A 25,337-nucleotide genomic window follows, 5' to 3' on the forward strand; every position below is an offset into this window, starting at 1 on the left:
CGTTAACATCAAATCATTATCTTTATAACTCATAAAGTCACCGTATCCCAATGAAAGATATGCAAATACAAAAAATAGGTGCAATATTGTTGCTGTTGAGCCTATGTACAGGCTGCAATTTACCTGCCAACTCTGCGCAAAATTCCCAGCCAATTTCACCTCAAGTTGCGCATTGGCTCCCAAATCAACAGTTTGAGGCACAGTTAGCGCAAGGCTTAAGCGCTTATTTAGCATTAGATGACGCATTTTTAAGTATTGCTTCACGTTTGCATCTGATTCGCCAAGCCAAACAGCATTTAGATTTGCAATATTATATTTGGAATGATGATGAAATTGGCCGCATGATGTTGGCAGAATTACTTAAAGCGGCTGATCGTGGTGTCAAAGTTCGGCTCATGTTAGACGACCAAAATGGTACTCAGTTAGATGAACAACTGAAAGCTCTAAGTCAACATCCTAATTTTGAAATCAGAATTTTTAATCCCTATCAATTTCGTCATTTTCGCGTGTTGGATTATGCCTTTCGTTTAAAATACGTGAATCAGCGTATGCATAACAAATTAATTATTGCAGATGGTGCCATTGCAGTCACAGGTGGGCGTAATATCAGCCGTGAATATTTTGATGCTAGTGATCAATTCCAATTTACCGACTTAGATATTTTGTTTTATGGCAGCGCTGTCAAAGAGGCCAATCAATTATTTTTAGATTTTTGGAATGATGATTTAAGCTATTCAAGCCAACAATTATTAGGTGCAGCTTCTGCACACGCACTAGATGATTTACGCCGCAAGTATCAAGCGGCTCGACCAGAGATCCAACAGACCCAAGCACGCATACAAGCTGCCAATGATGAAATCGGTCTCCAACTCAAAGATCGTCCGATTCAATGGGCCAAAGCACATTTTGTTGGGGATCATCCAAATAAAATTCGTGGACAAGCACAGCAGCATGAACTGATCTACCAGCAAATGCTACAACGGATGGGAATGCCAAAACGGCATTTGGAGCTAGTGTCGGCCTATTTTGTGCCGACCCAAGTTGGAACCGATTATCTCTCTCAACTACCACAGCAAAATATTCAAGTGAGAATTTTGACCAATTCTTTGGTGGCCAATGATGTGGCCTTAGTGCATGCATTTTATCAAAAATATCGGATTGACTTACTCAAAAGCGGGGTAGAACTATATGAGTTTAAGCCTTACTTACAACGTCCTGAACGTACCTGGTACGAAAAAATAACTGGTAATATTATTCCAGCCCAAGGTAAAAACACTTCAAGCCTGCATGCAAAATTTTTTGATGTAGATGGCATGGTATTTATTGGTTCATTTAACTTTGATCCACGTTCTGCTCATTTAAATAGTGAAGTGGGCTTGGTGATTGAGTCAGAGAGCTTACAGCGTAATATTAGCCAAAGTTTAGATCGTTACTTACCGCAAATTGCTTATAAATTACAATTAAATCAACAAAATGAATTAATCTGGTTAGAACAAAAACCAAATGGAAGAGTTATTGAACATCAGCATGATCCTGAAACGACCCGCTTTCAAAGGTGGAGCATGCATCTGGTGTCTTATTTACCTATAGAGTGGATGATGTAATGTATATGTCATTACATTTCATGTGTTTATTTATATAAAAAATATATTACATAATTTTTATTTTAGCTTAAATTGGTCAAGAAATTTACTCACCTATTAATTTGTTTTAAGATGCGGCTTTAAAATTATCCCACCCTCTCCCATGCAATTTTTTGATCTCCATCGTCAATTTAACTTTAATGATTTACTTACCCCACATATGACGCTGTCGCAACTCGGTGGTCAGGATTGGTACTTGGCTAAAGTCCGTGTGGAACATGATTGTCTCAATGAAAGTCCAGCTCTATTTGGCCAAGTGGTGCTGCAATCCGATCAGTCTATTCAAATTGAATTAGATTGGGTGATTCAAGATACAGGTCATGAATTACAAGTCTTATTTAAAGGCATCGAAACTAAAGAATTTGGCCCAAGTCGCTTATTACTCAGCGGTGCACAATTGGTAGATGAAGCGGATCAAATCTTGTCTGCTGAAGCATTTAGTCTATGGATTGAGGGTACCCTATTGCCGATGTTACCCAATTTACGTCGTGATATTAAAGCATGCCTAAATTTGTGGGACTATGTTGAATATGATGTTTAAAACTTAGGCTATTCTATCAAGCCTATATCTTGAAATACCGCTGCATATGCTGCGGCCTTTTTAGCAAGTGCTAAGGGATAAGCCCTTGATGAAGACGGCAGTCGGTATAAAGTCAGCAATCGATCATGCCATTGCACTTGACTGGCTTGACCAATTTTGGGTTTAGCGGTGCCATTTGGCATCGATGCAAGCAAAGTTTCGGTGGCTTTTTCACCTGTGGTGATGATATGTTGACAATGTGGAATATGGGCAAACAAAGCCTTGAGATCTGTTAGAGTATAAATCTGTAAAAACTTATCTGCGGCATTATCATTGAGACGAATCACTTGATACGCGGTATCATAAATTGCAATACCCTTCTGCTGTAAAAACTGTCGAATTTCTGCTTCTTTAAAATTTTTTTGTTCTAAATTTAAAAAATGATTGGCATCATCAAAAAAAATTAGACCAAAAATCCGCCACATATCGTTTTGATAATTAGGATAATAGAATTGCATTTTCCAACGATGTGCTTGTGGGGGAAAAGACCCTAATAATAACAGTGTGGCTTTTTTTGGTAAAAATGGCGGTAATGGATGAGTTTCAATCTGCATCTTGATTTACTTTTTGTTGAGCTGTGCTATAGCGTACCCGATATTGAAAATGCTCTAAAGTCCCCTCGGTCGCAGATTGATGGTGGCAAATATAGCTTAAGCGCTGAAAGGGTTGTATCTGACAACGTACAGTGCGCAGCTTCTGCAACTGACTGAGCCATTCCTGTGGCAATTGCCCTGCGATACCCACAATACTCTGCCCCTGATTAAACAGATAAATTGGATTGTCACTGTCTAAATATCGAATCGCATTGCCATTTTGTCCCCAATTCATCTGATCACTTTTGTAATCAAAGGGATATTTTTGTAAAAATGCTAAACTCTGCCCTGCTGAACTATGGTTTTGTCCAAACAGCAGCACTAAGTCTTGCGCCAAATGCCTGTCTGTTTCTGCTGCCAGTGTATTGGCAGCAAGCAACATGACCAATGCCGCATAAATTACTTTATGCATAGTGTCCTCATTATTTTTATGATGGCTTATTATTTTTTTTGCGAATGCTATGTTTAAAATTGCGTTTGGATTTTTTCTGCCATCGTCTTTGCCCAGAATGCATAAATTTCTTGGCTAGGATGAAAACCATCTTTCGCCATTGTGAGATTCATGGCTTGATATTGTTCAAGATCATAATCTAAATACAACATCTGACTTTGACGATGCACATAGGCCTGTAATTGTTGATTCATCTGCTTGGCATATTCACCCAATAGCCATGCCATAGGTTGCGGTAGTGCAGGAAACAAATGCATAGGTGGCACACTGGCAGCTAAAATCAATTGTGGATTAAACTTATTTTGAATCACAGCATATAAACGTTTTTGCTGCTGCATCCACAAATTTACTGGCATTAAACGCGTGACATCATTTACCCCAATTGAAGTGATCACCACATCTACTTTTTGAATAGATAAAGCTTGTACAGCTCGAATTAACTGTGCTGTGGTACGCCCCGTTTTGGCCTCAAGCAGATAACTAATTTGATAATCAGTTTTTAAACACGCCAACAATTGACCCAGTAAAGCTTGGCTTTGCGTGGTTACGCCCACACCTGCTGCTGCAGAATCACCTACAATTAAAATAGACAATCGCTGCCCTTGACCTACACATCCTTGACGCTCACCCTCAGGCTCCCCTAAACGTAATGTATTGCTTTTGACGCGCTGGGCTTGAACAGCCAAAATGGGCAATAGCGCCAGCGTGGTAAGTTTTAAATCCATTGTATTTTGATTAAGCTTTATTTTTATTCAGATTAAAAAAAATTACACCTAAAAGCAATGCGGCAGGCATAAAAAAAGTCGGAGCAAAGTCCGACTTTTTTTATGTTTGAATTTTAAGCCTTATTCCAACGATTGACGCGTTTAAAAGTGCCATAATCGTTAAAACGCACTCCCACTTCACGCATGACTTTATGCGCGGTTTTTGAGGTCATTTGACGAATGTAAAACGGCTCTTTAACCACAAAATGGTGAATCGCATGGGTAGAACCAAAATTACAGCAGAAAATTTGGAACGGTAATAACCACCAAGGCGTTAACACTTGGGTTTGCTTAATCACATCACGCGGGTCAATATCGCCATAGTAATGCATATTTGAGCTAATAAACTGTAAGCTAAATGAACGAATAAAGTTAGGAATGACCCAAACCACAGCTAAAAAGTTAATCACTTTCATTGCTGCGAGCGTATTACTTGACCATTCAATCGCAGAGCCCCACCAAACTGCCATATGATCCACCACATGGAAAATCACAAAGCAATACCATAAACCGTAGTACATTAAACCCAGTGGAATAAAGCCAAGTAACTGTGAAATGACCGTTCTACGACGTTCATTTTCTGGTTGTTTAGATACAAACAACTGAATCATCTTAAACATTTGTAAAGGACGTAAATATACGGTCATGAGTTGGTCACTGGTCACCAAAATACGACGAATGCCCCATGGCATCCCATTGCCAATGCCACGCTCTTCTAGGTCATGTTCAGTGCCTGAAAACTTATGGTGATGCAAATGCATACGACGACGTGTCCATGGACTAATAGTATTTGGACGCGCCAGCCACACCAAAGTCATCATTAAATGATGCGCCCATGGGGTCTTTTTAAAATACATATAGTGAATCAGGTCATGTTCCAATTCATGCGTGAATGACGCAAAAATAGCAATTAAGGGAATACATGCCCATGCAGGTAATACACCTGCTGCATATAATGCAGCACAGCCGAGCATACCGGACAACGCAAAGACCAAAATACTCGCACCAATAAAGTTTTGATGTTTTAAGATGGGATGACGTTGACGTAGCTCCTCTCCTGCCTGAGTGACCACAGTTCGGACCTTCTGAATCCGCTGCTGATCTGTCATTTCTGAGGAAATTGACATATGCAAAACCTTTAATTTATGGACAGTTGTACATTAAAGGAAATTTGCAAAAAAAGAATCGGCTAATGCGGTTTTTTTGGCGGGTTTGTTTAAATTTTAAACAATTTTAACGTTTTTTATCAATAAAATTGGCAAATTGTATAGTTTTTCAGCCATGTCAATAAAAATAAGAATCATTCTATTCATGTGCATATTTATGTGAATTTAATCCTATGCCAAGCATAGGATATCACTTGAGCTTTGAATCCTGAAACTGAAGTTTAGCTCTCTTTGTCAACAGGATCTAACTTAATTTATTGACCCATTTAAGCGGCAAGACTTTCATCGCTAAGCCTAAAGGTTGCCAAGGCCATTTGGGTACATAGGCTTTTGCAGGTGCTTTTTCAATTTCATTGGCCAATAAACGCGAGCCCGTCTGTTCATCGACTTCAAAAGGTAATTTTTTCGCGCCCGCATTAATTTCCGTACGAATATAACCTGGAAAAATCGTGCTGACTTGAATCGGGGTATTGATTAATTCTGCGCGAATGCCTTCGGCTAAATGGGCGATGCCTGCTTTACTGGCGCCATAAGCAGTGAGATGTTTAGGCATCCCGCGCATGGCACTCATGGATGAAATCACCACCAAATGGCCAGCATTTTGGGCACGGAAAATTTCGACTGCCGCTTCACACTGCGCTAAAGCGGAAATAAAGTTGGTTTCTACGGTAGTGCGGTTAATTTCAAAATTGCCTTTACCAATTCTACGCCCATCGCCAATCCCAGCATTGACAATAATACGATCAATGTGCCCAAGTTCTTGCTTAAATTCCTTAAAGACGTGAAACACCTGCTCATACTGAGTGACATCGAGCACTTTGACATGCACTCGAATGGCGTATTGTTGTTCAAGTTCTTGTTTAAGGGCGTCTAAACACTCTAAACGACGCGCACACAGCGCTAAATCGTAGCCTTTTTGGGCAAATTCGCGTGCCATACCAGCACCAATTCCAGAACTCGCGCCAGTAATTAATATAGTTTTATTGCTCATTATTTTAAATCCAAGTAAGTAAATTATTGTTATGTACTTTTAAGTAATGATGTTCGTTTAAACTTAATAATTGCGGTTCATCCCCCACCAATCTTAAAGTGGTTAAACTACAATTACTGATGGCCCAATTTAAGGCAAAGGTTTTTTCAGGCGATAGGCCTAAAATTTTGCCCGCCACCACAGAAATCACCCCACCTGAGCTAAAGACCACGGCGTAACGAGGCTGGTTTTTTGCAAGTGTTTGACACAAATCAGTTAAACCTTGTTCGACACGCTGTTTAAAGGCCGGCCAACTTTCATCATATTCATGATGGAAATCGCCATCGGTCCAGCGCGCAATGGCTTGGGTAAAAATTTGTGCCAAATAAGCACGCGGGCTGCTGGCTTTGGCCACTTCTGCTTTGAGTAATTCTGGCTGAGCAAAACGCGCATCATATTGGCTAAAAACTTGTTGATGATTAAACTCATTCCATGCGTTAAGCGTGTGTATCTTGGCCTCAGGGAAAGATTCAGCTAAAGCCAGCTGCGCGGTCTGTTGATGACGCTGCATATCCCCAGCCACTACAACCGGTGCCTCCTGTAAAATGTGTGCCAAATATCCCCCTAGCACTTGCGCCTGTTGCATACCAATGGTGGATAGCTGGTCATAACTTTTGGCACCAAATGATGCTTGCCCATGGCGAACGAAATAAATGGTGGTCATAAGCCGGCATATCCTTTGATTTTTTGATAATAGTGCGTGGTTTTCGGATGCTGGGTTAATTCGTAATCGGCAATTTTTCTTAAAGCCCGCACATGCAAGGCATGAATAATCAACCAAAAATCTTTAAACGCAGGGTTACGGGTTTGCTTATGGTAATAACGATAATAAATTTGTTGGGCAATCACCGCTAAACGGAAGATACCAAATACCTCATAAAAGGTCCAATTCTCAGGTACCAAACCGGTTTTCTCACAATAATAGTCTAGTACTTGCTGACGCGTTAGCATGCCTTGTAAATGAGTAGGTTGGCGCCGCGTAGCTTTGAAGATTGGATTATCTTTAGCTTCAATCCAATACGCCAAGGCCGAACCTAAATCCATAAAAGGATCACCCAAGGTGGCCATTTCCCAATCCAATACGCCAATGATTTGAGTCGGCTGCTTCGGGTCTAAAATTAAATTATCAAAGCGCCAATCATTATGAATTAAACAGATGGCAGACTGCTGCGGAATATGTTGTTTGAGCCAGCGTCTCACCCATTTAAACGACGGTACATTGATGGTTTTAGCTTTTTCAAAGCGTGCGTCCCAACCCAGCACTTGGCGTTTACAGTAGCCCTCCCCCTGACCTAACTGGGCAAGCGGTGTCTCTTGATAAGGCACTTGATGCAAAGCAATCAATTGATCAAGCATATTTACACACAATTCATGCACTTGCTGTTCAGAAAAGTCCAAAGCTTTGGGTAAATTTTTACGTGGAATAATCCCTTCTATACGCTGCATGACATAAAAATCACAGCCGATGATAGTTGGGTCTTGACATAGAGCCAGCATTTGAGGCACTTGTGGATAATATTCAACCAAATGCAGTTGGACATGATATTCTCGCGCCATGTCATGCGCCGATTTAGCTTTGGTACCTTGCGGAGGACGTCTTAAAATTAAGTCGTGGTTCAGGTATTTAAGCCGATAGGTCCAGTTGGACGCACCACCTGCATATTGCGTAACTTCAGGCTCACCGTTTACCTCAATGCCTTGCTGTCTTAGCCATTGGCTGACTGCCTGATGATCCAGCGCTTCACCTGATCTGACTCTTCCGGCAACATCAATGCTGCTCATATGCTTATCCTTTATTGTTGCTTTTATGGCTGTGAGTATAGGTTTTAATGGCCTGTATAACCATGTTTTTTTAATTCCAGTTTGGCAATCATAGCTTTATGTACTTCATCCGGGCCATCGGCTAAGCGTAATGCGCGTGCTTGGGCAAAAAATGCGGTCAATGGCGTATCTTGTGACATGCCCATCCCCCCATGGATTTGCATGGCCATATCCACCACCTGTTGTAACACCTGTGGTGCGACCACCTTAATGGCAGAAATTTCGGTCATGGCTTGACGATTGCCTACAGTATCCATTTTATAAGCGGCATATAAGGTTAGTAAGCGTGCTTGATCAATGGCTATCCTTGCTTCAGCCACACGCTCTAAATTACCGCCCAAATGTAAAATCTTTTCGCCAAATGCTGTGCGTTGCATGCCGCGCCCAATCATTAAACTTAACGCTTTTTCTGCCGCGCCAATACAACGCATACAATGGTGAATACGCCCTGGGCCTAAACGCCCTTGAGCAATAGCAAAACCTTCGCCCATACCGCCAATGACATGATCTAGCGGTACACGCACATTGTCAAAACTCACCTCGCCATGCCCGTGCGGTGCATCGTAATCACCAAATACTGGTAACATACGTTCAATCGTAATACCTTGCGTATCTATAGGTACCAGCACCATAGAATGTTGATGATGACGATCTTTGTTTGGATCTGGGGTATGCGCCATAAAAATAATAATTTTGGCATTTGGATCACCTAAACCTGATGACCACCATTTGCGCCCATTGAGGACAATTTCATCGCCTTCTACAATGGCAGTGGCTTGCATATTAGTGGCATCACTTGAGGCTACATCAGGTTCAGTCATACAAAATACCGAGCGAATTTGACCTGCCAATAAAGGCTCTAACCATTGTTGTTTTTGTGCTTCAGAACCATAGCGCCACAGCACCTCCATATTGCCCGTATCGGGTGCATTACAATTAAATACCGTGGGTGCCAATAAGCTTTGTCCCATTTTTTCTGCCATATGGGCATATTCTTGTACCGACAAACCACGGCCTAATTCAGCATCGGGCAAAAAGAGATTCCATAAACCTTGGGCTTGAGCTTTTTGTTTTAAACGCTCTAACTCTGCAGGCCAGCGCCATGTGCGCCAATCACCCCCAACATTTTCACGATGTACCTGTTGCCAAAATGCACTTTCAATTGGGGTAATTTCTTGGTCTATAAACTGTTGTACTTGTTCTAGGAGCTGTTGTGCATGCTCAGATAAATTAAACATAGAATTTTCATCATTTTTATACTTTACAGCAGTCTAAAACAAAACTTACTATGCACAAAATGATTTAATTTTATACAACACTATGCATAAAATTCATAACCTCGATTTAAAACAGCTGTCACGAATTGACCTAAATTTATATCCGCTCTTTATTGCCATTTATCAAGCTAAAAGTATTTCACAAGCGGCTGAGCACTTATGTATCAGTCAATCTGCCGCCAGCCATGCCTTACAGCGTTTACGCACCCAGTTACAAGACCCATTATTTGTGCGTATGGGACAAAAAATGCAACCCACACCGACAGCAACCGAACTTTATCCTCGCATTTTAAATAGTTTACATGCCTTTGATGCATTGCAAACGAGGCATGAATTTCAGCCACAACAGCTTACTCATTTACGCTGTGCGATTCATGATGAAATTGAACCCTTTATCTTGCCCAAAATTTATCAGCATTTTTCTAGATTACATCCCGAAATTCAAATTGAAAGCGTTAAACTACAACGTAAACAGCTATTGAAAGAATTAGACACTCAGCAAATTGATTTTGCGATTGATTTCGGTCCACACTTAAATCAAGGCTTAGGCTTTTGTGCTTTATTTGAAGATCAACTGATGGTGTGTAGCCAGCAACCTACGCTTGATTTAGAAGATTATTTAAATGCGCATCATATTGGCGTGTCTTCACGGCGCAGCGGCATTTTACTCGAAGATGTTTTTTTACAAGCTCAGCAACTCTATCGCCATGTCGTGATGCGTTGTCAACATTATCGCAGTGCGTTACAGATTGTCGCGCTACAACAGCATATGATGTTAACTCTGCCCCAAAATGCCTTAACTGCAATTGATTTGCCAAGCCATATACATATACATTCCCTACCGATACAAATGGCAAGCATCAGCATGGGCATGTATCACGCTGAGGTCACACATCCCCGACAACAATTGATTTTAAGCGAAATGCAGCAGTTATTTAACCGCTAAAGTGATCTTGGCAAACACGCATTAGGCAATCAACTTATGCTGCTGTTCAAGCTGATGCTTATAAATGGTATCGCTGAACTCACCGAGCACTGATACTTTTTCAAAAACGTGCTCACCATACATTAAGTCTTCAATAAAGCGCTCTGCATCGGTACGGGATAACTGACATAACTGAGCCACCATACGCGAGTTGTCATAAGCAATCGACTGACTGACTTGCGCTAAATGAGCGTCTTTACGTTTCCAAAATAATTTTTTCAATTCTAGTTCAGAGAGTTTAACACTGCTAAATGGCTGTACAATTTCTAAGATCTGCACGCCATAATAGGCTTGAATTTGCTGCTTTAATTCAGCAATCAATTGGGTGCTCCCCAACGTGACAATGCTGCGGGTCGTTGGATCGTATAAAGCTTGGAGTAAGCTTGCAATGTAAAACTCTACATCTGTTAACTCTGATGTGACTAAATCTAAGCACAGTTGCATATCAGTTAAAGATTGGGTTTTGGCTGACGCCAGTGCATCAATACGGAAGTAATTTTCATAAAAATCAAGCAACCAATTTTCCGCTTGAGCCAGATAATGGGTGGGATAATCTAAAACACTGCTTAATAGCGGTGCAACTGCATAAGAAATAGAAGGGTTTTGCTGGCTTTGTTGTAACAGATACAGTTTACTGGCTTGTGCTTGACGTTGTCCTGTGGCCTGCTCTAACGCTTGATCTAACTCAGCCATATCTGCACAATTTAGATATGCCAAAATATGAGTGAGGTTTTGCTTAGAAAGCGCGAATGCATGAAAAATATTTTGCAATTCTAAAGACACAGTACAATCCACTTGATCGCCAATAAAGCCGACTATTCTAGCAAATATGCTGCTGATTTTCTGTACTGTTCGTCATAAAAATGGCGCGTTAAACGCGCCATTTTAGAACACATTTCACTTAATAGGCCCATTGCACCAATAAGCGAAAAAAACCTGCAATCAAAGCCAAGGCTGCAAAGCCTGCCACCCACAAAACAATAAACCATTGTGTTTGTGAAAGTTTCATCTTTAACTCCTAGTGATAACCTGAATCCCCAACGCGAACTTTGTCACGAAATACCCAATAAGAGACAATCGTGTACATCAAAATAATCGGGATTAAGATTAACGCACCAATTAGGGCAAACAATTGACTGCTTTGTGGCGCAGCTGCCTGCCAAATGGTCAGACTTGGTGGAATGATGTAAGGCCATAGGCTGATGATAAAACCACTATAAGCTAAAAACACCAAGGCCAAAGTATATATAAACGGTTTAAGCTCATCACCATGACGGCAAGCACGAATCGCTAAAAAGGTAAAAATAACCACCAACAACGGTACTGGGCTTAAATACACGATTAAATCTGGATTAAACCAACGCGCTGCAATACTCGGATGTGCTATCGGGGTATAAATACTGACCGCTGCAAAGATAATGAACAGTGCCATAAGTAATTTGGGCATTAATTCATACATCACCTTTTGTAGTTGATCGGCTGTTTTAAAAATCAGCCAACCACAACCTAAAGCAGCATACAATACCACTACCCCCACACCCGTAAACAACGAAAATGGTGTTAACCAATCCCAACCTTGACCGGTATACACCCCTAATTCATTGGTTGGAATGCCTTGGATATAAGCACCTAAAATCACACCCTGACAGAAACTCGCCACCATTGAGCCCCAAATAAAAGCTCGATCCCACCAATGTTTAGAGCGTGTGGCTTTAAAACGAAACTCAAACGCTACACCACGGAAAATCAACGCAATGACCATAAAAATAATCGGTAAATACAGCGCAGATAAAACCGTGGCATAGACCACAGGAAAGGCTGCAAACAAAGCCGCACCACCAAGCACCATCCATGTTTCATTACCATCCCAGACTGGTGCAACAGTATTCATCATCACATCACGTTCTTGTTGGTCATGAATAAATGGAAATAAAATGCCAATGCCTAAATCAAAACCATCGAGCACTACATAAATAAAGACGCCCAGTGCAATAATGACCACCCAAATTAATGATAAATCAATCATAACTGATCCTCCTGTTGATCAAGGCCTTCTTTGACACTACTCAATGGGCGTTTTGAAGCTAAAATCACCTCTTCTTCATTGGCAGCTTGCGAATGAATAAACTCTGGGCCTTTGTGCATCAGGCGTAGCATGTAGTAAATGCCAATCCCAAAAACCACACAGTACACCACTACAAATATAATTAAGGTAAAGCCCACTTGTTCAGCCGATACCGCAGATAAAGCATCTTTGGTACGCATGACCCCATAGACCACCCACGGTTGACGCCCCACCTCTGTGGTAAACCAACCTGCCAGTACCGCAATAAAACCAGATGGGCCCATGATTAAAGCAAAGCGTTGTAAATTTTTATTTTCGTATAAACGCTCTTTACGACGTGACCATAACCCCCACAGTGCCAAGATAATCATCAACACGCCTAAGCCAACCATGATACGGAAGCTCCAAAACACCACCAATGAATTAGGACGATCTTCTGGGGCAAATTCTTTTAAGCCTGTGACCTTACCATCTAAAGTATGGGTCATAATCAAGCTGCCTAAATTTGGAATTCCAATCGCGTATTTGGTTTCTTCGGCTTGCATATCTGGAATACCAAATAAATACAGTGGCATACCATGATCATGGTTGGTTTCCCAATGTCCTTCAATCGCTGCAAGTTTGGCAGGTTGATGCTCTAAGGTATTTAAACCATGAAAGTCACCAATCACGGCTTGTAGAGGTGCTAAACCGAGAATCATCCATAGCGCCATGGAAAAAGAGGTTTTGACTAAACGATCACGGCGACCTTTAAGCAAATGCCAAGCAGCCGTCGCAGCCACTAACAAAGCAGATACTAAGAATGCCGCAGCGGCCATATGTAAAAAGCGATATGGAAATGAGGGGTTAAACACAATCGCAAACCAGTCTTCTGGCACAATTAAACCGTTTTGAATGCTAAAACCTTGTGGGGTTTGCATCCAACTGTTTGACGATAAAATCCAGAACATGGAAATACAAGTACCAACCGCAACCATTAAGGTGGCAAAAAAATGTGCTCTTGGCCCAACACGTCCCCAGCCAAATAACATAATGCCCAAGAAGCCCGCTTCCAAAAAGAAAGCACTTAACACTTCATAGGTCAGAAGTGGACCTGTGACACTGCCTGCAACACGGGAAAACTCACTCCAGTTGGTACCAAACTGGTAGCTCATCACTACCCCAGACACCACGCCCATCCCAAAGGCAACCGCAAAAATTTTGACCCAAAATTTAAATAAATCTTGATAGACAGGATCGCGGGTTTTTAACCAACGGTATTCAAGCACAGCTAAAAAGCTGGCTAAACCAATCGAAATTGCAGGAAAAATAATGTGAAAGGACACAGTAAATGCAAACTGAATCCGTGCCAACTCTAATGCGGTGAGACCTAAGTTCATACGACCACCTCTAAATTAGATTGATTTTGGGCAACAAATCGCCCTGCCCACTTCAATTGGACAAAGATAAAACACAACATATCTATTACTCAGTCAAAATTTAAAAACAAGAATTTAAAGTGACAGAGCAAAAGGCGGCGCCCGACCTTGTGGCATTAAAAAAAGACGTTGCAGTGCAAAATAGACATGACTGCTATTCTCAACAAAAGCCAAATAACGTACTTGAATGCGATCAATCACTTGTTTGACATGCAAATCTAAAGGCAACACGATATCGCCATACACGGTACAGTATTGGCAATGATGATGATATGGATCATGCACATGCTGATGATGTGCGGTGAGAAGTTGCTTTAAATCCCAAGCCTCAAGCAGCGTTTGCTCTGCATGGCTAGAATTATGCTCAGGGCTATGGTCATCTAAAGCACGCGTGAGTAAATGATGGGTCAATGAGTGGCACGCCGGGGCAATATGATATTGCTCCGGTAATAGCGGTTGTAAGTGAACCGCCAACTGTAAAAGTACTGTAGCAAAAGCCAACAGTAAACCACTACGTCTTAGCATCACCAGATCCTAAAAAAGGACAGAAATTTTGCTAAACCTTTGATCTATAAGATATACAAAAGTTTACATTTGACTAATATAGATTATAAAAACATATTTTAAAAGTCTTTTTAGCATTTTTTTTGTTTTTTTATTGATCAATTTTTTAGACAGGCGTAAAGTAGCTTTAATTTGGTTACCCTAGTTAACTATTAATGCCTACTGCACTTAAATTTCGCACTGCTTTACTACACACTGCCCGTCTGATCAGTGATCAAGTCAATCAACTTCTCCTACCGTATCAACTCAATTACTCCCTGTGGCAAGTCATGTATGTGCTCCAACTCAAATACAGCTGCACCAGTATTGAAATTGCACACTATTTAAATGTGTCTAAGCCTGCCATTGCCAAACGCATTCATACCCTCAACCAACTTGGGCTGTTAGAGCAGTTAAACAGCGAGGATAAACGTGAGAAAAAACTCAGGTTAAATCAGCAAGGTCAAACGCTATTTACCCACTGTGCTAAACAGATTGACGAGCTTGAGCAACAGTGGTTAGAAGGTATCGATGCAAGTCAATTACAACATAGCCTAACTACTCTGCATACGCTGATTGCGCGTTTAGAAATGTCTGAACAAGGAGCGACTCATGTCTGAAGCACGATTATGGACGCGTAATTTTATTTTGGTCAGCGCCATTAACTTTTTTTTAGTGATGGTGTTTTATTTACTGGTCATTGTGATTGTGGGCTATGCAGTTACAGAATTACAGGCCTCTACGGCTGCCGCAGGCTTAATTTCTGGCTTGTTTATTGTCGGCACCTTGGTGGGACGTTTGGTGGTAGGTCAAGTACTGTTACGCTTTGGGCGTAAAACCACCATGCTGATTGGCTTAAGTGGCTTCTTTATCTTATCCTTGTTGTATTTTTTACCTGTTGGTGTCAGTGGCTTACTGGTGATTCGTTTTCTACATGGTTTTATGATGGGTTTGGCCTCTACAGTATTGGGTACTATCATTGCACAAATTCTGCCACCCACACGCCGTGGCGAAGGCATTGGCTATTTTAGTATGAGTAGCACCTTAGGCACCGCAATTGGCCCATTTGTCGCAATTTGGATGATGCTGCATTTAGGTTATAACGCCATTTTTGCTTTATCAAGTGGCTTTGCTCTCATGTGCCTTTTGATTGGTCTATGTTTAGCTGTCCCTGATGCGATTATTACTAGCAAAACTGCTGCTCATCGCCTTGATGAACCCAACGACTTCATCTCCAAAATCATGGAAAAAAAAGCGATTCCAATTGGGGTCGTGATTCTATTGGTGTCTAGCTGTTATTCAGGCGTGTTGTCTTATATTAATTTTTATGCCAAAGAAATTAACTTAGTCGAAACTGCCTCAGTATTTTTCTTAATGTATGCCGTGGCAATTTTAATTTCGCGACCATTTACTGGACCATTGATGGACCGTAAAGGTGAAAACATCATTATGTACCCTGCTTTTATCCTTATGGCCCTAGGTTTACTCACCTTAAGCCAAGTGGAAACAGCGACTGGCTTACTCTTGAGTGCCGCGTTACTCGGCTTAGGCTACGGTAATATTCAATCGGTTTGTCAAACCATTGCCATTAAAAGTACTGATTTGGCACGTATGGGCTTTGCTACCTCGACCTTCTTTATTTTTCTAGATGCTGGTTTAGGTTTTGGGCCTTATTTTTTAGGCTTGGCATTAAATCATATTGGCTATAGTCAATTATACCTGTATAGCGCAATTGCCAGTTTAGCTGCTATTGGCTTGTATTATGTACTACATGCACGGCATCTTAAGCCGAAACCGAACGGCTAAAACGACGGCGATATTCCAAGGGGCTAAGGCCAGTATGACGCCTAAATAACCGCCGAAATGAACTTGGATCTTGATAACCCACGGCGAGCATAATTTGGTCGATACTTTGCTCGGTTTGCTCTAAACGTTTTTGTGCCGCTTCCATCCGCATAGCCTGAATATAGCGATTAGGCGGCACATCAAGCGCAGCTTTAAAACGACGAATGAGCGTGCGTGTAGTCAGATTAAACTGTTGGGCTAAATCTTCTAAGGATATACTGTGCGCTAAATGTTCAGCTAAAAACTTTTGAATCTGTTGTACGAGTAAATCTTGATGCGGTTTGGCAATCCGAAATAACGCATAAGACAATTGACTCTCGCGCTGATAATCAATCACAAAAGATTTCGCCGTTTCAATAGCAATTTCAAAGCCATAAAAACGCTCAATAAAATGCAAGCCCAAGTCAAACCAAGCCAAACCACCGCCAGCACTATAAATATGACCATCACGGCTAATCATTTGTTCAGGTTGCAAATGAATATCGGGATAACGGGCACGAAACTCGCGTTCAAACCCCCAATGAGTAGTGGCAGTTTTACCATTTAAAATACCTGCCTCGGCTAAAAAAAAGCTGCCGGTACAATTACTGGCCAAACACACACCTTGCTGATGCATGCGTCGAATTAGCGTAATGAGATGGCTTTGCTGAGCCAAAATGGCTTCAATCGGACCACCAATGGTCGGAATCACCAACACATCTGGCTGTTGAATCTGGTGATACGCCATATGGGCCTGAATCTTTAATCCATTGATACAATGAATCATCCCGCCATCAGGTGAAGCCAATTTCACCTCAAATAGGCGCTGAATATGCTGTTGCTGAATACGATTCCAACTCACCCCAGATAAAGACAATAAATCCACAATACCTGTAATGGCGGATGCTAAAGCACCATCAAAGCCTGCCACCACCACTTTAATTTTATTATTTTGCATGCTTATGTCATTTTTCGCTTGTTTGCTGTCATTATGAACAATGTTGCTTGGCTTTGCATCTTTTTATACTCAGCACTAAAAACTAATAACGCTGGATCAAGCATGACACAACTGATTAATTGGAAAGATTTAAATTTTTTACTTTACGATGTTTTTCAAGCACAAAACTTAAGCCAATATACACGGTACCAAGCTTATGACCAACAGAGCTTTGACAGTATTTTAGACACGGCGCATAAAATTGCCGCACAACATTTTGCCCCGCACAATGCTAAAGCCGACCAACATGAACCTGAATTTGATGGTCAGCAGGTTAAAACCATTGCTGAGCTAAAAACGGCATGGCAGCATTTTGCCCAAGCAGGATTTATTGGAGCACAGCACGATGAAGCCTTAGGCGGTATGCAGCTGCCTAAATTGATTCATATGGCCGTAAAAGCGCTCTTTATGTCCGCCAATCCAAGCTCAGTCGCCTACCCTTTTTTAACTTCTGCCGCAGCCAATGTTATTCATGCTTTTGGTACAGATGAACAAAAACAACGCTTTTTACAACCGATGTTAGACGGTCGTTTTGCCGGCACTATGGTCTTAACCGAGCCTAATGTCGGTTCTTCTTTAGGTGATTTAACCACCAAAGCCACACCACACGGTGAGCATTATTTGATTAAAGGTCAAAAAATGTTTATTTCTGGTGGCGATCAAGATATTACCGAGAACATCGTGCATTTGGTGTTGGCACGTATTGAAGGTGCGCCAGACGGCGTTAAAGGCATTTCTTTATTTATCGTGCCTAAATTTTTAGTGAACCAAGATGGCAGTTTAGCTGAGCGTAATGATGTACAGTTGGCAGGCTTACTGCATAAAATGGGCTATCGTGGTACAACGTCTACCGTGCTGAATTTTGGTGAAAAAGACCAATGCTTAGGCTATTTAATTGATGAAGCCGGTCGTGGCTTAGGCTATATGTTTAAAATGATGAATGAAGCGCGGGTTGGTGTGGGACTCGGTGCTGCCATGATTGGTTATCGTGGCTATTTAGAATCATTACACTATGCTAAACAGCGTCCACAAGGTCGCTTACCAAGCGAAAAAAATGCGCATAGTCGCCCTGTCAATATTATTGAGCATAGTGATGTCAAACGGATGCTATTGGCGCAAAAAGCGTATGTAGAAGGCAGTTTAGCACTGTGCTTATTTGCTGCACGCCTCATTGATGATGCGCATGGCTTATCCTCTGAAGATCATCATATTTTACTCGATCTATTGACCCCGATTGTCAAATCGTTCCCCTCTGAATATGGCCCTAAAGCCAATGATTTGGCCATTCAAGTGCTTGGTGGAGCTGGTTATACCAAAGATTATCCAGTCGAACAGTGCTATCGTGACAATCGCCTCAATCCGATTCATGAAGGCACCACAGGTATTCAAGCTTTAGACTTATTGGCACGTAAATTATGGCAACATCAAGGTCGGGGGTTAGAGCTGTTATTAGCGCGTATTGAGCATACCTTAGGCCAAGTCAGTCATGCTGATCTTGTGCCACTGGCGGAGATTTTCCGCACTCATTTAACCACTGCCAAAAATACTACAACGACTTTAGGGCAGCATTTACACCAAGGTAATGTAGATTTAAGCCTTGCCAATGCCAGCCTATATTTAGATCTAATGGGCAAAGTGGTCATTGCTTGGTTATGGTTAGACATGGCCAATCATGCTGCACAGCGTTTTGCTTGCTCCACCCAACAAGAAGATGTTGATTTTTGGCAAGGCAAATTACACGCGGCTCGTTATTTTATCACTTGGGAATTACCGCAAATTGAACAACATGCTGCGATTTTAACCCGCTTTGATCGTACCTGTTTAGATATGCAAGCTGATTGGTTCTAATAAAAAGCCACTCAATTGAGTGGCTTTTTTGCTTTATGCACCAAACACTTTAAAGCGTGCAGCATCATCCATATAGGCTTTTTCTTTTGGTTCACCTTCAATTGAACCAAATACCAATTGTGCGCGTAGTTTCCAACTGCTTGGAATTTCCCATTCGGCATGCACTTGTGCATCAACCACTGGATTATAATGCTGTAAGGATGCACCTACACCTTCGCTATGCAATGCTGTCCATGTTGCAAATTGGGCAATTGCTGTTGAATGCTCTGCCCAAATCGGAAAGTTTTCTGCATAAGATGGGAAGCTGGCTTGCAAACTTGCCACAACATCTTGATCTTCAAAAAATAAAACTGTACCTACGCCTGCGGCAAAGCTATCCATTTTTGCATCAGTTTTGGCTGCGCCTTCTGCATCTTTGGCATAGGCTTTTAACGCTTCTTTTACAAAGTTCCAAAATTTTTCATGTTCTGCATGAAATAAAATCACGGCGCGTGATGACTGTGAATTAAATGAAGATGGACTTTGTTTAATGGCGTTTTGAATCAAATCAGTTAAATATGCTGGGCTATGTTGTACATTTTTACCAATGGCATAAATCGTACGACGTTGTTGAATTAAGTCTAAAAACTGATTTGACATAGAATTTTCCTGTTTGTTGTTAAAGTAAATATCTTTCAAGGCATTTTAACAAGCAAGCTTTGATATGAAAGCGCATGCTTGTATTTTTACCTGAAAAATTATGCAATTTTTATGCTAAAAAAATCCTCCGCATGGGAGGATTTTAGATAATTTAGATTTGTGCACTCAGCACGTTTTGTGACACATACGCTTTCCAAAGATCACGTAAGCTTGGTAAGTAGAATTTCTCACCCACTTCAACCAACTCAGCATCAATTAAAGTATGGATATGGTGCAACAATAAATAGTCTAATTCCATATTAGAGAGTTTTGGATTTTTTTGTGACCATTGTTTACGTTGCTGTTGCGCTTTTTTAACTAATTGATCTGCAAAGTTTTTATTTTTAAATTGTGCAATCGCGCTTAAACGTAATTCAACCACACCCCAACCACTCAATAGTAGTTTAAAGATTTCAAAATCTTTGCTGGTGGATTCCCATGTCATTTCTTCTAGGTTTTCGTTATCTGGTAATACAGGTAAAATCAGTTCCATGACACTTGGGAAAATCTTTTTAAAATTGAGAATAAATTTAACAGGATGTTCACCCGGATAATCCTTAAATTGTACTTGTTTACGAACATCTGTTAAATAAATAGAAAGCATTGAGAGAACCTGTAAGTAAGATGCTATTTTTCATAAATTTATTTTAAAGCATGGAAAAACGATGCAAAATAAAAATAAAATAGCAGTAAAAAACGAAGTGTATTTTAGCAACTATGACAATTTATTCAATGTTGTTTCCAATTATCACTTATTCTTGATAAAGCATCATCAAAATAATATTTTTATAGGTTAAGCTTATGATTGATTATCTTCAAAAGTATAGCGGTGCTATACAGGCAATTGTTGCTATATTGAATCTAGTAATTATTGCCATATTAAGCTTCAGAGGTTTTCAATTACAGAAAAAGAGCTCATCTCTTGAAGCTTATTCAGCATTACAATATGAAATTATGATGTGTTTTAACGAGTTAGAAAAATCAATCCAATATTTTGAAAAATCTGATCGAGAAAATTCTCAATATTTGTACAACTTGTCGAACGAAACCAATATTGACCATGAAAACGATGAACATATAAATCTTTCAAATAATATTGCAGAAGATTTGAGTGAGATCTTAAAGAATCTACATTGCATTAGGGATAAAGTGCAGCAGCTTTCCTTAAAATCCAATAAAAACAGTATAAAGATTGAAGATTTGACCGAAAAATTGACGAAAATCTGCGCATTCAAAATCGCTTTAATCAACCAAAATCCTAGTCGTGAATATCAAGAGCATACCAAGGGTGCGCTCGCCACATGGATAGATGCTCCTGAAGTTCGCTATTCAGATGCATATCAAAACACTATGAATAATATAAGAAATCTTAAAAAAATATTACAAGATATGAAGTAGCAGCATATACATTGGTGATTGATTTTTTCTAATGTAAAGAATCAGCTGCTATTACATAACAGCTGATTCAGTTCAAACATTTTCAATCACTTTACATTTGGTGCAACCATTTCTTCAGGTTTTACCACAGCATCAAATTGCTCTTCCGTCACTAAATTGAGTTCAACTGCAACTTGCTTTAAAGTTTTACCTTCTTTATAAGCCGTTTTAGCCACTTTAGCGGCATTTTCATAACCAATTACAGGATTTAATGCAGTCACCAACATCAGTGAGTTATGTAAGAAATGATCAATTTTGTCACGGTTTGGTTCAATACCCACCGCACAGTGCTCATTAAAGCTATTACACGCATCACCTAATAACTGAATCGATTGTAATAAGTTATGGGCAATCACAGGCATAAATACATTCAGCTCAAAGTTACCAGAAGCCCCCGCAATATTGATCGTGGTGTCATTACCCAAGACTTGTGCCACTACCATCGTCATAGCTTCGCTTTGAGTTGGGTTGACTTTACCTGGCATAATACTTGAACCTGGTTCATTTTCAGGAATACGAATTTCACCAAAACCACAGCGCGGGCCACTGGCTAACCAACGAATATCATTGGCAATTTTATTTAAACTTGCCGCAAGGGTTTTTAAAGCACCTGAAGCAAATACCGCAGCATCACGCCCTGCCAAAGCTTCAAATTTATTGGGTGCAGTGACAAAAGGTAAACCGGTTAAAGTTGCCAATTGCGCTGCAGCCTTGACTGCATAGTCAGGATGCGCATTTAGCCCCGTACCTACCGCAGTACCACCAAGCGGTAATTCGTATAAGCCTTCTAATGCTTGGTTTAGGCGTTTTAAACTATGATCAAGCTGTGATACATAGCCACTAAATTCTTGACCTAAGGTGAGTGGCGTTGCATCTTGTAAATGAGTACGACCAATTTTTACAATATCATTAAATTCTTGCGCTTTCGCATCTAGGGTATTGCGTAGCGCTGTCACCGCAGGAATCAATAATTCGTTGATTTGTAAACTTGCTGCCACATGAATGGCAGTAGGAAAGGAATCATTGGTCGACTGGGCACGATTGACATGATCATTTGGATGCACAGGATTTTGAGAACCTAAAGTATTACCGAGTTTCTGGTTAGCAATATTGGCAATCACTTCGTTACAGTTCATGTTGCTTTGCGTACCTGAACCAGTTTGCCAAACCACAAGCGGGAATTGACTGTCCCACTGCCCTGCAATCACCTCTTCAGCAGCATCCACAATATAAGTGGCAAGCTGTTCAGGCATTTGTGCTAACGCTGCGTTGGTTTGTGCCGCTGCTTTTTTGACTAAGCCCATCGCACGAATCATTGGACGCGGCAAACGCTCATTACCAATCTTAAAGTTTTGTAGACTACGCTGTGTTTGTGCGCCCCACATGGCTTCGCTTGGTACTTCAACCTCACCCATCGTGTCATGTTCAATACGTGTCGACATGTTCAACCTCTGTTTTTTCAATTATTGGCTTTAGCACAACCCGTATGCTATGGCTGGAAAATTTATTCTAATGTAAGCTTAAAGTTTAGTAAATGATAATTATTTACATTACTGACCATTGAGGACATTTTGATAAAATTCCCACTGATCCTGAATCATGTCTTTAAGGCTATGTTCAGCTGTCCAACCTAAGATGTGTTGTGCTTTGCTTGACTGACTGCCCAATTCGGCAATTTCACTTTCACTATGCGCAATTGCGGTCTGTACAGGAATAGGTTTTTGAGTCACTTCTGCTACTTGATCTAGCAATTGCTGAATAGATACCACATCCCCGGCAATATTAAACGCTTCACAGACATTATGCTGTTGGAATAACCATTTTAAGCTAGCAATCACGGCACGACTGGCATCCATGACATGTAAAAAACTCCGCTCTACAGTATGGTCTTGGGTGACAGCATCTTGACGTAGTTCAACAAGATCTCGCTGTTCGGCCGCAACTTGTAAAGCCAATGGTAAAATATTTTTAGGTAATGGTGCGATAATTTCACCTAACACTCCATTACCAAATGCACCCGCAACATTCCCCAAACGTAAAATGGCAATTTTCCATTCACTGTCTGTGGCAAAGGTATCTTGAATGATTTGTTCAATCATTTGCTGGGATTTAATATAAGGGTTTGGGAAATTATAATGAATGGGGGTATCTTCATCTAAGCTTAAACTGGATTGACCATAGACAGTAAGGCTTGATAAATGCACTAAATTACGTACACCAGTGCGTTGCATAGCACGCAATAAACTCATGATACAACTGACATTATCATTATAATATTCCAGCGGTTTGAGCGCAGACTCATGCAAGGATTTAAAACCTGCACAATGTACAACAGCATCAATTGAATATTGTTCAAAGACTTTATTCAAGGCAGGCGTATTTCGGATATCCACCTTAACAAAAGGTACAAACATGCCCGAACTATATTCAAGACGTTGTAAAATTTGCATATTGGCATTGGAAAGATTATCCACAATGACCACTTCTTGGCCTTGCGCCATAAGGCTTAATGCAATGTGGGAGCCAATAAAGCCTAAACCACCCGTCACTAAAATCATTGTTTATCTACTCCGTATAATTATCAACAACTTGCATATAAATGGCGTAGTTTTGGTGTTATTAAGAACTTATCCACAGGCATGAAAACCAAAAAACCGACCCAAAATTTCTCTTGAGCCGGCTAATCTGCAAGAGCATTATAGCTTCATTTTACAGAGTTGAAATGTTTCCTTTGTTAGTGTTCTGAATAGTAAATGTTGTGGTTTATAGTTAAATATGCATAGTTTCTTACGAATATAAGTATCTATATGCTGAAAGTAAATTAGGAAGTAAAAGCTCCAATTAAAGGGCTTTTTATCTAGTTTAGATTGAGGAGCTTCTTATGTATGAGTAAAGCCACTTCACTATCGAGTCACGATCTTCAAACTCTGGGGCTTGCGATAGCCTAATTGTACAGCGTTCATTTCTCTTTAAACTGCAACTAAGCTCACCATTATTATTTACAGTAAAAGTGCTTAATCCATCTACATGAAATTCTTTTAAGAGCTCAAGAATTTTCTCAGAGTTACGCAATTTATTAAGATGAGGACGCTCTTTTACAAAATTATAAATTTGAATGATTTCTATTAAGTTAGACATGATGATTACCCTGTATAAATTATATACAAAAAAATATGTTAACGTTATTTTCATAAAGATTTAATACTAATAAAATTCAATAACTTAATATGAAAATTATATGTATTAACCTTTAATATATTTATTTTAGGTATCAAGTCAACATGAAAAGTCATGTATTTCTTATTAATCAGAGAAGATAAAAGCCCTCTATTGAGGGCTTTTCTAATCTCAAGGCTTTAAGAACAGCGTACGTTCCGCAGCACGGCGGTTTGTGAGACCGTTTAGCACTTTGCCTTTGCTTTTATTCCACACCGGGAATTGATTGGCTGCGCCCTGGTAATCACCAGCATTTAATTTTTTGACCAGTGTTGAGTTAGAAAAGGCTTTTTCACCTATGTTGTATGCCAAAGAAACTAAGGCATCAAACTGATTTTGATTGATTGAGACTTTTACAGCGCTATTTACACAGTTCTCAAAACGTCGTAGATCATGGGATTTGTACTGCAAGGCTTGCTCTTTGGTGCAGGTATCTCCTTTCTTTACAGGTTGGCCATTTGGGTAGACCGTTGTACCTAAACCAATGGTCCATACTTTAGCTGGACATAAATAAGCAGTCAGCTCCAAGCCTTCAAAACTCGCAATCAGCTTTGTGCCATTGGTACTAATGGTTTTTGCAGAATCTTCTGCTACACCAATTTCATTCAATGCCCGATCTAATACATCGACTTGTGATTGAGAAAGTTTGCCTAATACGCTACGAATAAGATCAAAAATTTGTTTCTTCATTTTACACCCCAACCAGTTGCACGACGTTTCAACCAAGACTCAACAAACGTACTTCCTAAAATACCCAATGCAGATGCTGCAGCAATCAATACTAAAGGATTTACATCTGGGATCTGTAACACTATTGCTCCAGCAATCGTAGAAGTTGCTGCACCTAAGATTGTCCGGCCAATGATTAAGCGCCATGTCAGCTTTTCATCAGATACGAGCAAGTTAGCAAAGCCAATCAATGCGCCGATTACGATAATAAAAAGTAAGTTTTTCTCATGTTCCTGCATAGCAGTCCCTATATTTTGGTAATAAAAAACCCG

General features: G+C 40.4%; 28 protein-coding genes. 7 read left to right on the top strand and 21 right to left on the bottom strand.

Features of this window, described 5'->3' with window-relative positions; genetic code table 11:
* Positions 1-50: 50 nt before the first annotated feature.
* Both AC5YCI_RS00165 and AC5YCI_RS00170 read left to right on the top strand, forming a co-directional pair.
* A complete protein-coding gene (locus AC5YCI_RS00165) occupies positions 51-1,604 on the top strand; it encodes a phospholipase D family protein (protein ID WP_496175053.1) in 1,554 nt (517 codons plus the stop codon).
* Positions 1,605-1,746: 142 nt separating this feature from the next.
* Positions 1,747-2,184, top strand: a complete 438-nt coding sequence (locus tag AC5YCI_RS00170; protein ID WP_496129177.1) for a hypothetical protein — start codon at positions 1,747-1,749, stop codon at positions 2,182-2,184.
* An 8-nt stretch (positions 2,185-2,192) separates the two neighbouring features.
* Here AC5YCI_RS00170 and AC5YCI_RS00175 read toward each other — a convergent pair whose 3' ends face one another.
* The 8 genes from AC5YCI_RS00175 to AC5YCI_RS00210 form a co-directional block, all read right to left on the bottom strand.
* Entirely contained in the window at positions 2,193-2,777 is a 585-nt protein-coding gene (locus AC5YCI_RS00175; RefSeq protein ID WP_496129176.1) for a uracil-DNA glycosylase family protein, read from the bottom strand.
* Positions 2,767-3,228, bottom strand: a complete 462-nt coding sequence (locus AC5YCI_RS00180) for a hypothetical protein (RefSeq protein ID WP_496129175.1) — start codon at positions 3,226-3,228, stop codon at positions 2,767-2,769. The genes AC5YCI_RS00175 and AC5YCI_RS00180 overlap by 11 nt, the downstream gene beginning before the upstream one ends.
* A 53-nt stretch (positions 3,229-3,281) precedes the next feature.
* A complete protein-coding gene (locus tag AC5YCI_RS00185) occupies positions 3,282-3,992 on the bottom strand; it encodes an SGNH/GDSL hydrolase family protein (RefSeq protein ID WP_496129174.1) in 711 nt (236 codons plus the stop codon).
* Between the two features lie 113 nt (positions 3,993-4,105).
* Entirely contained in the window at positions 4,106-5,158 is a 1,053-nt protein-coding gene (locus AC5YCI_RS00190) for a fatty acid desaturase (protein ID WP_496129173.1), read from the bottom strand.
* Positions 5,159-5,441: 283 nt separating this feature from the next.
* A complete protein-coding gene (locus AC5YCI_RS00195; RefSeq protein WP_496129172.1) occupies positions 5,442-6,188 on the bottom strand; it encodes an SDR family oxidoreductase in 747 nt (248 codons plus the stop codon).
* A 4-nt stretch (positions 6,189-6,192) separates the two neighbouring features.
* Positions 6,193-6,891 carry a histidine phosphatase family protein gene (locus AC5YCI_RS00200; RefSeq protein WP_496129171.1) on the bottom strand — a complete coding sequence of 233 codons (699 nt, stop codon included), beginning with the start codon at positions 6,889-6,891 and terminating at the stop codon, positions 6,193-6,195.
* Complete coding sequence (locus tag AC5YCI_RS00205) at positions 6,888-8,009, bottom strand: phosphotransferase family protein (protein ID WP_496129170.1); 1,122 nt, start codon at positions 8,007-8,009, stop codon at positions 6,888-6,890. The genes AC5YCI_RS00200 and AC5YCI_RS00205 overlap by 4 nt, the downstream gene beginning before the upstream one ends.
* A 44-nt stretch (positions 8,010-8,053) precedes the next feature.
* The gene (locus AC5YCI_RS00210; protein WP_496129169.1) at positions 8,054-9,286 is read right to left on the bottom strand and encodes an acyl-CoA dehydrogenase family protein; all 1,233 of its coding nucleotides are present in this window, start codon (positions 9,284-9,286) and stop codon (positions 8,054-8,056) included.
* Between the two features lie 82 nt (positions 9,287-9,368).
* Here AC5YCI_RS00210 and AC5YCI_RS00215 point away from each other — a divergent pair, with 82 nt between their 5' ends.
* On the top strand, positions 9,369-10,271 hold the full coding sequence (locus AC5YCI_RS00215; RefSeq protein ID WP_496129168.1) for a LysR family transcriptional regulator: 903 nt from the start codon (positions 9,369-9,371) through the stop codon (positions 10,269-10,271).
* Positions 10,272-10,292: 21 nt separating this feature from the next.
* Here the strand turns inward: AC5YCI_RS00215 and AC5YCI_RS00220 are convergent, their stop codons facing one another.
* From AC5YCI_RS00220 to AC5YCI_RS00240, 5 genes are all read right to left on the bottom strand, one after another.
* Positions 10,293-11,093 carry a hypothetical protein gene (locus tag AC5YCI_RS00220; RefSeq protein ID WP_496129167.1) on the bottom strand — a complete coding sequence of 267 codons (801 nt, stop codon included), beginning with the start codon at positions 11,091-11,093 and terminating at the stop codon, positions 10,293-10,295.
* Between the two features lie 118 nt (positions 11,094-11,211).
* The gene (locus AC5YCI_RS00225) at positions 11,212-11,319 is read right to left on the bottom strand and encodes a DUF2474 domain-containing protein (RefSeq protein WP_122897694.1); all 108 of its coding nucleotides are present in this window, start codon (positions 11,317-11,319) and stop codon (positions 11,212-11,214) included.
* Between the two features lie 9 nt (positions 11,320-11,328).
* Positions 11,329-12,336, bottom strand: a complete 1,008-nt coding sequence (gene cydB, locus AC5YCI_RS00230; protein WP_496129166.1) for a cytochrome d ubiquinol oxidase subunit II — start codon at positions 12,334-12,336, stop codon at positions 11,329-11,331.
* Positions 12,333-13,754, bottom strand: a complete 1,422-nt coding sequence (locus AC5YCI_RS00235; RefSeq protein ID WP_496129165.1) for a cytochrome ubiquinol oxidase subunit I — start codon at positions 13,752-13,754, stop codon at positions 12,333-12,335. Before AC5YCI_RS00235 ends, cydB begins: the two co-directional genes overlap by 4 nt.
* 114 nt (positions 13,755-13,868) lie before the next feature.
* A complete protein-coding gene (locus tag AC5YCI_RS00240; RefSeq protein ID WP_496129164.1) occupies positions 13,869-14,318 on the bottom strand; it encodes a DUF2946 domain-containing protein in 450 nt (149 codons plus the stop codon).
* A 194-nt stretch (positions 14,319-14,512) separates the two neighbouring features.
* Between AC5YCI_RS00240 and AC5YCI_RS00245 the strand changes: the two genes are divergently transcribed.
* Both AC5YCI_RS00245 and AC5YCI_RS00250 read left to right on the top strand, forming a co-directional pair.
* Positions 14,513-14,956: a MarR family winged helix-turn-helix transcriptional regulator gene (locus AC5YCI_RS00245; protein ID WP_496129163.1), complete on the top strand. Its 444-nt coding sequence runs from the start codon at positions 14,513-14,515 to the stop codon at positions 14,954-14,956.
* A complete protein-coding gene (locus tag AC5YCI_RS00250) occupies positions 14,949-16,142 on the top strand; it encodes an MFS transporter (protein ID WP_496175054.1) in 1,194 nt (397 codons plus the stop codon). Before AC5YCI_RS00245 ends, AC5YCI_RS00250 begins: the two co-directional genes overlap by 8 nt.
* Here AC5YCI_RS00250 and AC5YCI_RS00255 read toward each other — a convergent pair.
* Positions 16,120-17,118: a GlxA family transcriptional regulator gene (locus AC5YCI_RS00255; protein ID WP_496175055.1), complete on the bottom strand. Its 999-nt coding sequence runs from the start codon at positions 17,116-17,118 to the stop codon at positions 16,120-16,122. The genes AC5YCI_RS00250 and AC5YCI_RS00255 overlap by 23 nt on opposite strands.
* Before the next feature lie 102 nt (positions 17,119-17,220).
* Here AC5YCI_RS00255 and AC5YCI_RS00260 point away from each other — a divergent pair, with 102 nt between their 5' ends.
* Positions 17,221-19,005 carry an acyl-CoA dehydrogenase family protein gene (locus AC5YCI_RS00260; RefSeq protein WP_496129160.1) on the top strand — a complete coding sequence of 595 codons (1,785 nt, stop codon included), beginning with the start codon at positions 17,221-17,223 and terminating at the stop codon, positions 19,003-19,005.
* A gap of 33 nt (positions 19,006-19,038) precedes the next feature.
* Here the strand turns inward: AC5YCI_RS00260 and AC5YCI_RS00265 are convergent, their stop codons facing one another.
* Positions 19,039-19,644, bottom strand: a complete 606-nt coding sequence (locus AC5YCI_RS00265) for a nitroreductase family protein (protein WP_496129159.1) — start codon at positions 19,642-19,644, stop codon at positions 19,039-19,041.
* A 151-nt stretch (positions 19,645-19,795) separates the two neighbouring features.
* Positions 19,796-20,287, bottom strand: coding sequence for a hypothetical protein (locus AC5YCI_RS00270; protein WP_496129157.1), 492 nt, complete (start codon positions 20,285-20,287; stop codon positions 19,796-19,798).
* Between the two features lie 197 nt (positions 20,288-20,484).
* Between AC5YCI_RS00270 and AC5YCI_RS00275 the strand changes: the two genes are divergently transcribed.
* Positions 20,485-21,081 (top strand): hypothetical protein, encoded by a 597-nt coding sequence (locus tag AC5YCI_RS00275; protein ID WP_496129156.1) that lies wholly within the window; start codon positions 20,485-20,487, stop codon positions 21,079-21,081.
* Between the two features lie 86 nt (positions 21,082-21,167).
* Here the strand turns inward: AC5YCI_RS00275 and fumC are convergent, their stop codons facing one another.
* The 5 genes from fumC to AC5YCI_RS00300 all read right to left on the bottom strand — a co-directional run bounded on the left by fumC (position 21,168) and on the right by AC5YCI_RS00300 (position 25,304).
* Entirely contained in the window at positions 21,168-22,562 is a 1,395-nt protein-coding gene (gene fumC, locus AC5YCI_RS00280; RefSeq protein ID WP_496129155.1) for a class II fumarate hydratase, read from the bottom strand.
* A 108-nt stretch (positions 22,563-22,670) separates the two neighbouring features.
* Entirely contained in the window at positions 22,671-23,678 is a 1,008-nt protein-coding gene (locus tag AC5YCI_RS00285; RefSeq protein ID WP_496129154.1) for an NAD-dependent epimerase/dehydratase family protein, read from the bottom strand.
* A gap of 304 nt (positions 23,679-23,982) precedes the next feature.
* Positions 23,983-24,258 carry a hypothetical protein gene (locus AC5YCI_RS00290; RefSeq protein ID WP_496175056.1) on the bottom strand — a complete coding sequence of 92 codons (276 nt, stop codon included), beginning with the start codon at positions 24,256-24,258 and terminating at the stop codon, positions 23,983-23,985.
* A 210-nt stretch (positions 24,259-24,468) separates the two neighbouring features.
* Entirely contained in the window at positions 24,469-25,026 is a 558-nt protein-coding gene (locus AC5YCI_RS00295; protein ID WP_496175057.1) for a lysozyme, read from the bottom strand.
* Positions 25,023-25,304 carry a phage holin family protein gene (locus AC5YCI_RS00300; protein ID WP_168401987.1) on the bottom strand — a complete coding sequence of 94 codons (282 nt, stop codon included), beginning with the start codon at positions 25,302-25,304 and terminating at the stop codon, positions 25,023-25,025. Before AC5YCI_RS00300 ends, AC5YCI_RS00295 begins: the two co-directional genes overlap by 4 nt.
* Positions 25,305-25,337 lie beyond the last annotated feature (33 nt).

It is taken from the genome of Acinetobacter sp. CY17, assembly GCF_059515825.1.

What these genes read in the sequence shown, in the direction of transcription:
- AC5YCI_RS00165 (WP_496175053.1), top strand. Translation starts at nt 51, where the DNA reads ATGAAAGATATGCAAATACAAAAAATAGGTGCAATATTGTTGCTGTTG.
- AC5YCI_RS00170 (WP_496129177.1), top strand. Translation starts at nt 1,747, where the DNA reads ATGCAATTTTTTGATCTCCATCGTCAATTTAACTTTAATGATTTACTT.
- AC5YCI_RS00175 (WP_496129176.1), bottom strand. Translation starts at nt 2,777, where the DNA reads ATGCAGATTGAAACTCATCCATTACCGCCATTTTTACCAAAAAAAGCC.
- AC5YCI_RS00180 (WP_496129175.1), bottom strand. Translation starts at nt 3,228, where the DNA reads ATGCATAAAGTAATTTATGCGGCATTGGTCATGTTGCTTGCTGCCAAT.
- AC5YCI_RS00185 (WP_496129174.1), bottom strand. Translation starts at nt 3,992, where the DNA reads ATGGATTTAAAACTTACCACGCTGGCGCTATTGCCCATTTTGGCTGTT.
- AC5YCI_RS00190 (WP_496129173.1), bottom strand. Translation starts at nt 5,158, where the DNA reads ATGTCAATTTCCTCAGAAATGACAGATCAGCAGCGGATTCAGAAGGTC.
- AC5YCI_RS00195 (WP_496129172.1), bottom strand. Translation starts at nt 6,188, where the DNA reads ATGAGCAATAAAACTATATTAATTACTGGCGCGAGTTCTGGAATTGGT.
- AC5YCI_RS00200 (WP_496129171.1), bottom strand. Translation starts at nt 6,891, where the DNA reads ATGACCACCATTTATTTCGTTCGCCATGGGCAAGCATCATTTGGTGCC.
- AC5YCI_RS00205 (WP_496129170.1), bottom strand. Translation starts at nt 8,009, where the DNA reads ATGAGCAGCATTGATGTTGCCGGAAGAGTCAGATCAGGTGAAGCGCTG.
- AC5YCI_RS00210 (WP_496129169.1), bottom strand. Translation starts at nt 9,286, where the DNA reads ATGTTTAATTTATCTGAGCATGCACAACAGCTCCTAGAACAAGTACAA.
- AC5YCI_RS00215 (WP_496129168.1), top strand. Translation starts at nt 9,369, where the DNA reads ATGCATAAAATTCATAACCTCGATTTAAAACAGCTGTCACGAATTGAC.
- AC5YCI_RS00225 (WP_122897694.1), bottom strand. Translation starts at nt 11,319, where the DNA reads ATGAAACTTTCACAAACACAATGGTTTATTGTTTTGTGGGTGGCAGGC.
- cydB (WP_496129166.1), bottom strand. Translation starts at nt 12,336, where the DNA reads ATGATTGATTTATCATTAATTTGGGTGGTCATTATTGCACTGGGCGTC.
- AC5YCI_RS00235 (WP_496129165.1), bottom strand. Translation starts at nt 13,754, where the DNA reads ATGAACTTAGGTCTCACCGCATTAGAGTTGGCACGGATTCAGTTTGCA.
- AC5YCI_RS00240 (WP_496129164.1), bottom strand. Translation starts at nt 14,318, where the DNA reads ATGCTAAGACGTAGTGGTTTACTGTTGGCTTTTGCTACAGTACTTTTA.
- AC5YCI_RS00245 (WP_496129163.1), top strand. Translation starts at nt 14,513, where the DNA reads ATGCCTACTGCACTTAAATTTCGCACTGCTTTACTACACACTGCCCGT.
- AC5YCI_RS00250 (WP_496175054.1), top strand. Translation starts at nt 14,949, where the DNA reads ATGTCTGAAGCACGATTATGGACGCGTAATTTTATTTTGGTCAGCGCC.
- AC5YCI_RS00255 (WP_496175055.1), bottom strand. Translation starts at nt 17,118, where the DNA reads ATGCAAAATAATAAAATTAAAGTGGTGGTGGCAGGCTTTGATGGTGCT.
- AC5YCI_RS00260 (WP_496129160.1), top strand. Translation starts at nt 17,221, where the DNA reads ATGACACAACTGATTAATTGGAAAGATTTAAATTTTTTACTTTACGAT.
- AC5YCI_RS00265 (WP_496129159.1), bottom strand. Translation starts at nt 19,644, where the DNA reads ATGTCAAATCAGTTTTTAGACTTAATTCAACAACGTCGTACGATTTAT.
- AC5YCI_RS00270 (WP_496129157.1), bottom strand. Translation starts at nt 20,287, where the DNA reads ATGCTTTCTATTTATTTAACAGATGTTCGTAAACAAGTACAATTTAAG.
- AC5YCI_RS00275 (WP_496129156.1), top strand. Translation starts at nt 20,485, where the DNA reads ATGATTGATTATCTTCAAAAGTATAGCGGTGCTATACAGGCAATTGTT.
- fumC (WP_496129155.1), bottom strand. Translation starts at nt 22,562, where the DNA reads ATGTCGACACGTATTGAACATGACACGATGGGTGAGGTTGAAGTACCA.
- AC5YCI_RS00285 (WP_496129154.1), bottom strand. Translation starts at nt 23,678, where the DNA reads ATGATTTTAGTGACGGGTGGTTTAGGCTTTATTGGCTCCCACATTGCA.
- AC5YCI_RS00290 (WP_496175056.1), bottom strand. Translation starts at nt 24,258, where the DNA reads ATGTCTAACTTAATAGAAATCATTCAAATTTATAATTTTGTAAAAGAG.
- AC5YCI_RS00295 (WP_496175057.1), bottom strand. Translation starts at nt 25,026, where the DNA reads ATGAAGAAACAAATTTTTGATCTTATTCGTAGCGTATTAGGCAAACTT.
- AC5YCI_RS00300 (WP_168401987.1), bottom strand. Translation starts at nt 25,304, where the DNA reads ATGCAGGAACATGAGAAAAACTTACTTTTTATTATCGTAATCGGCGCA.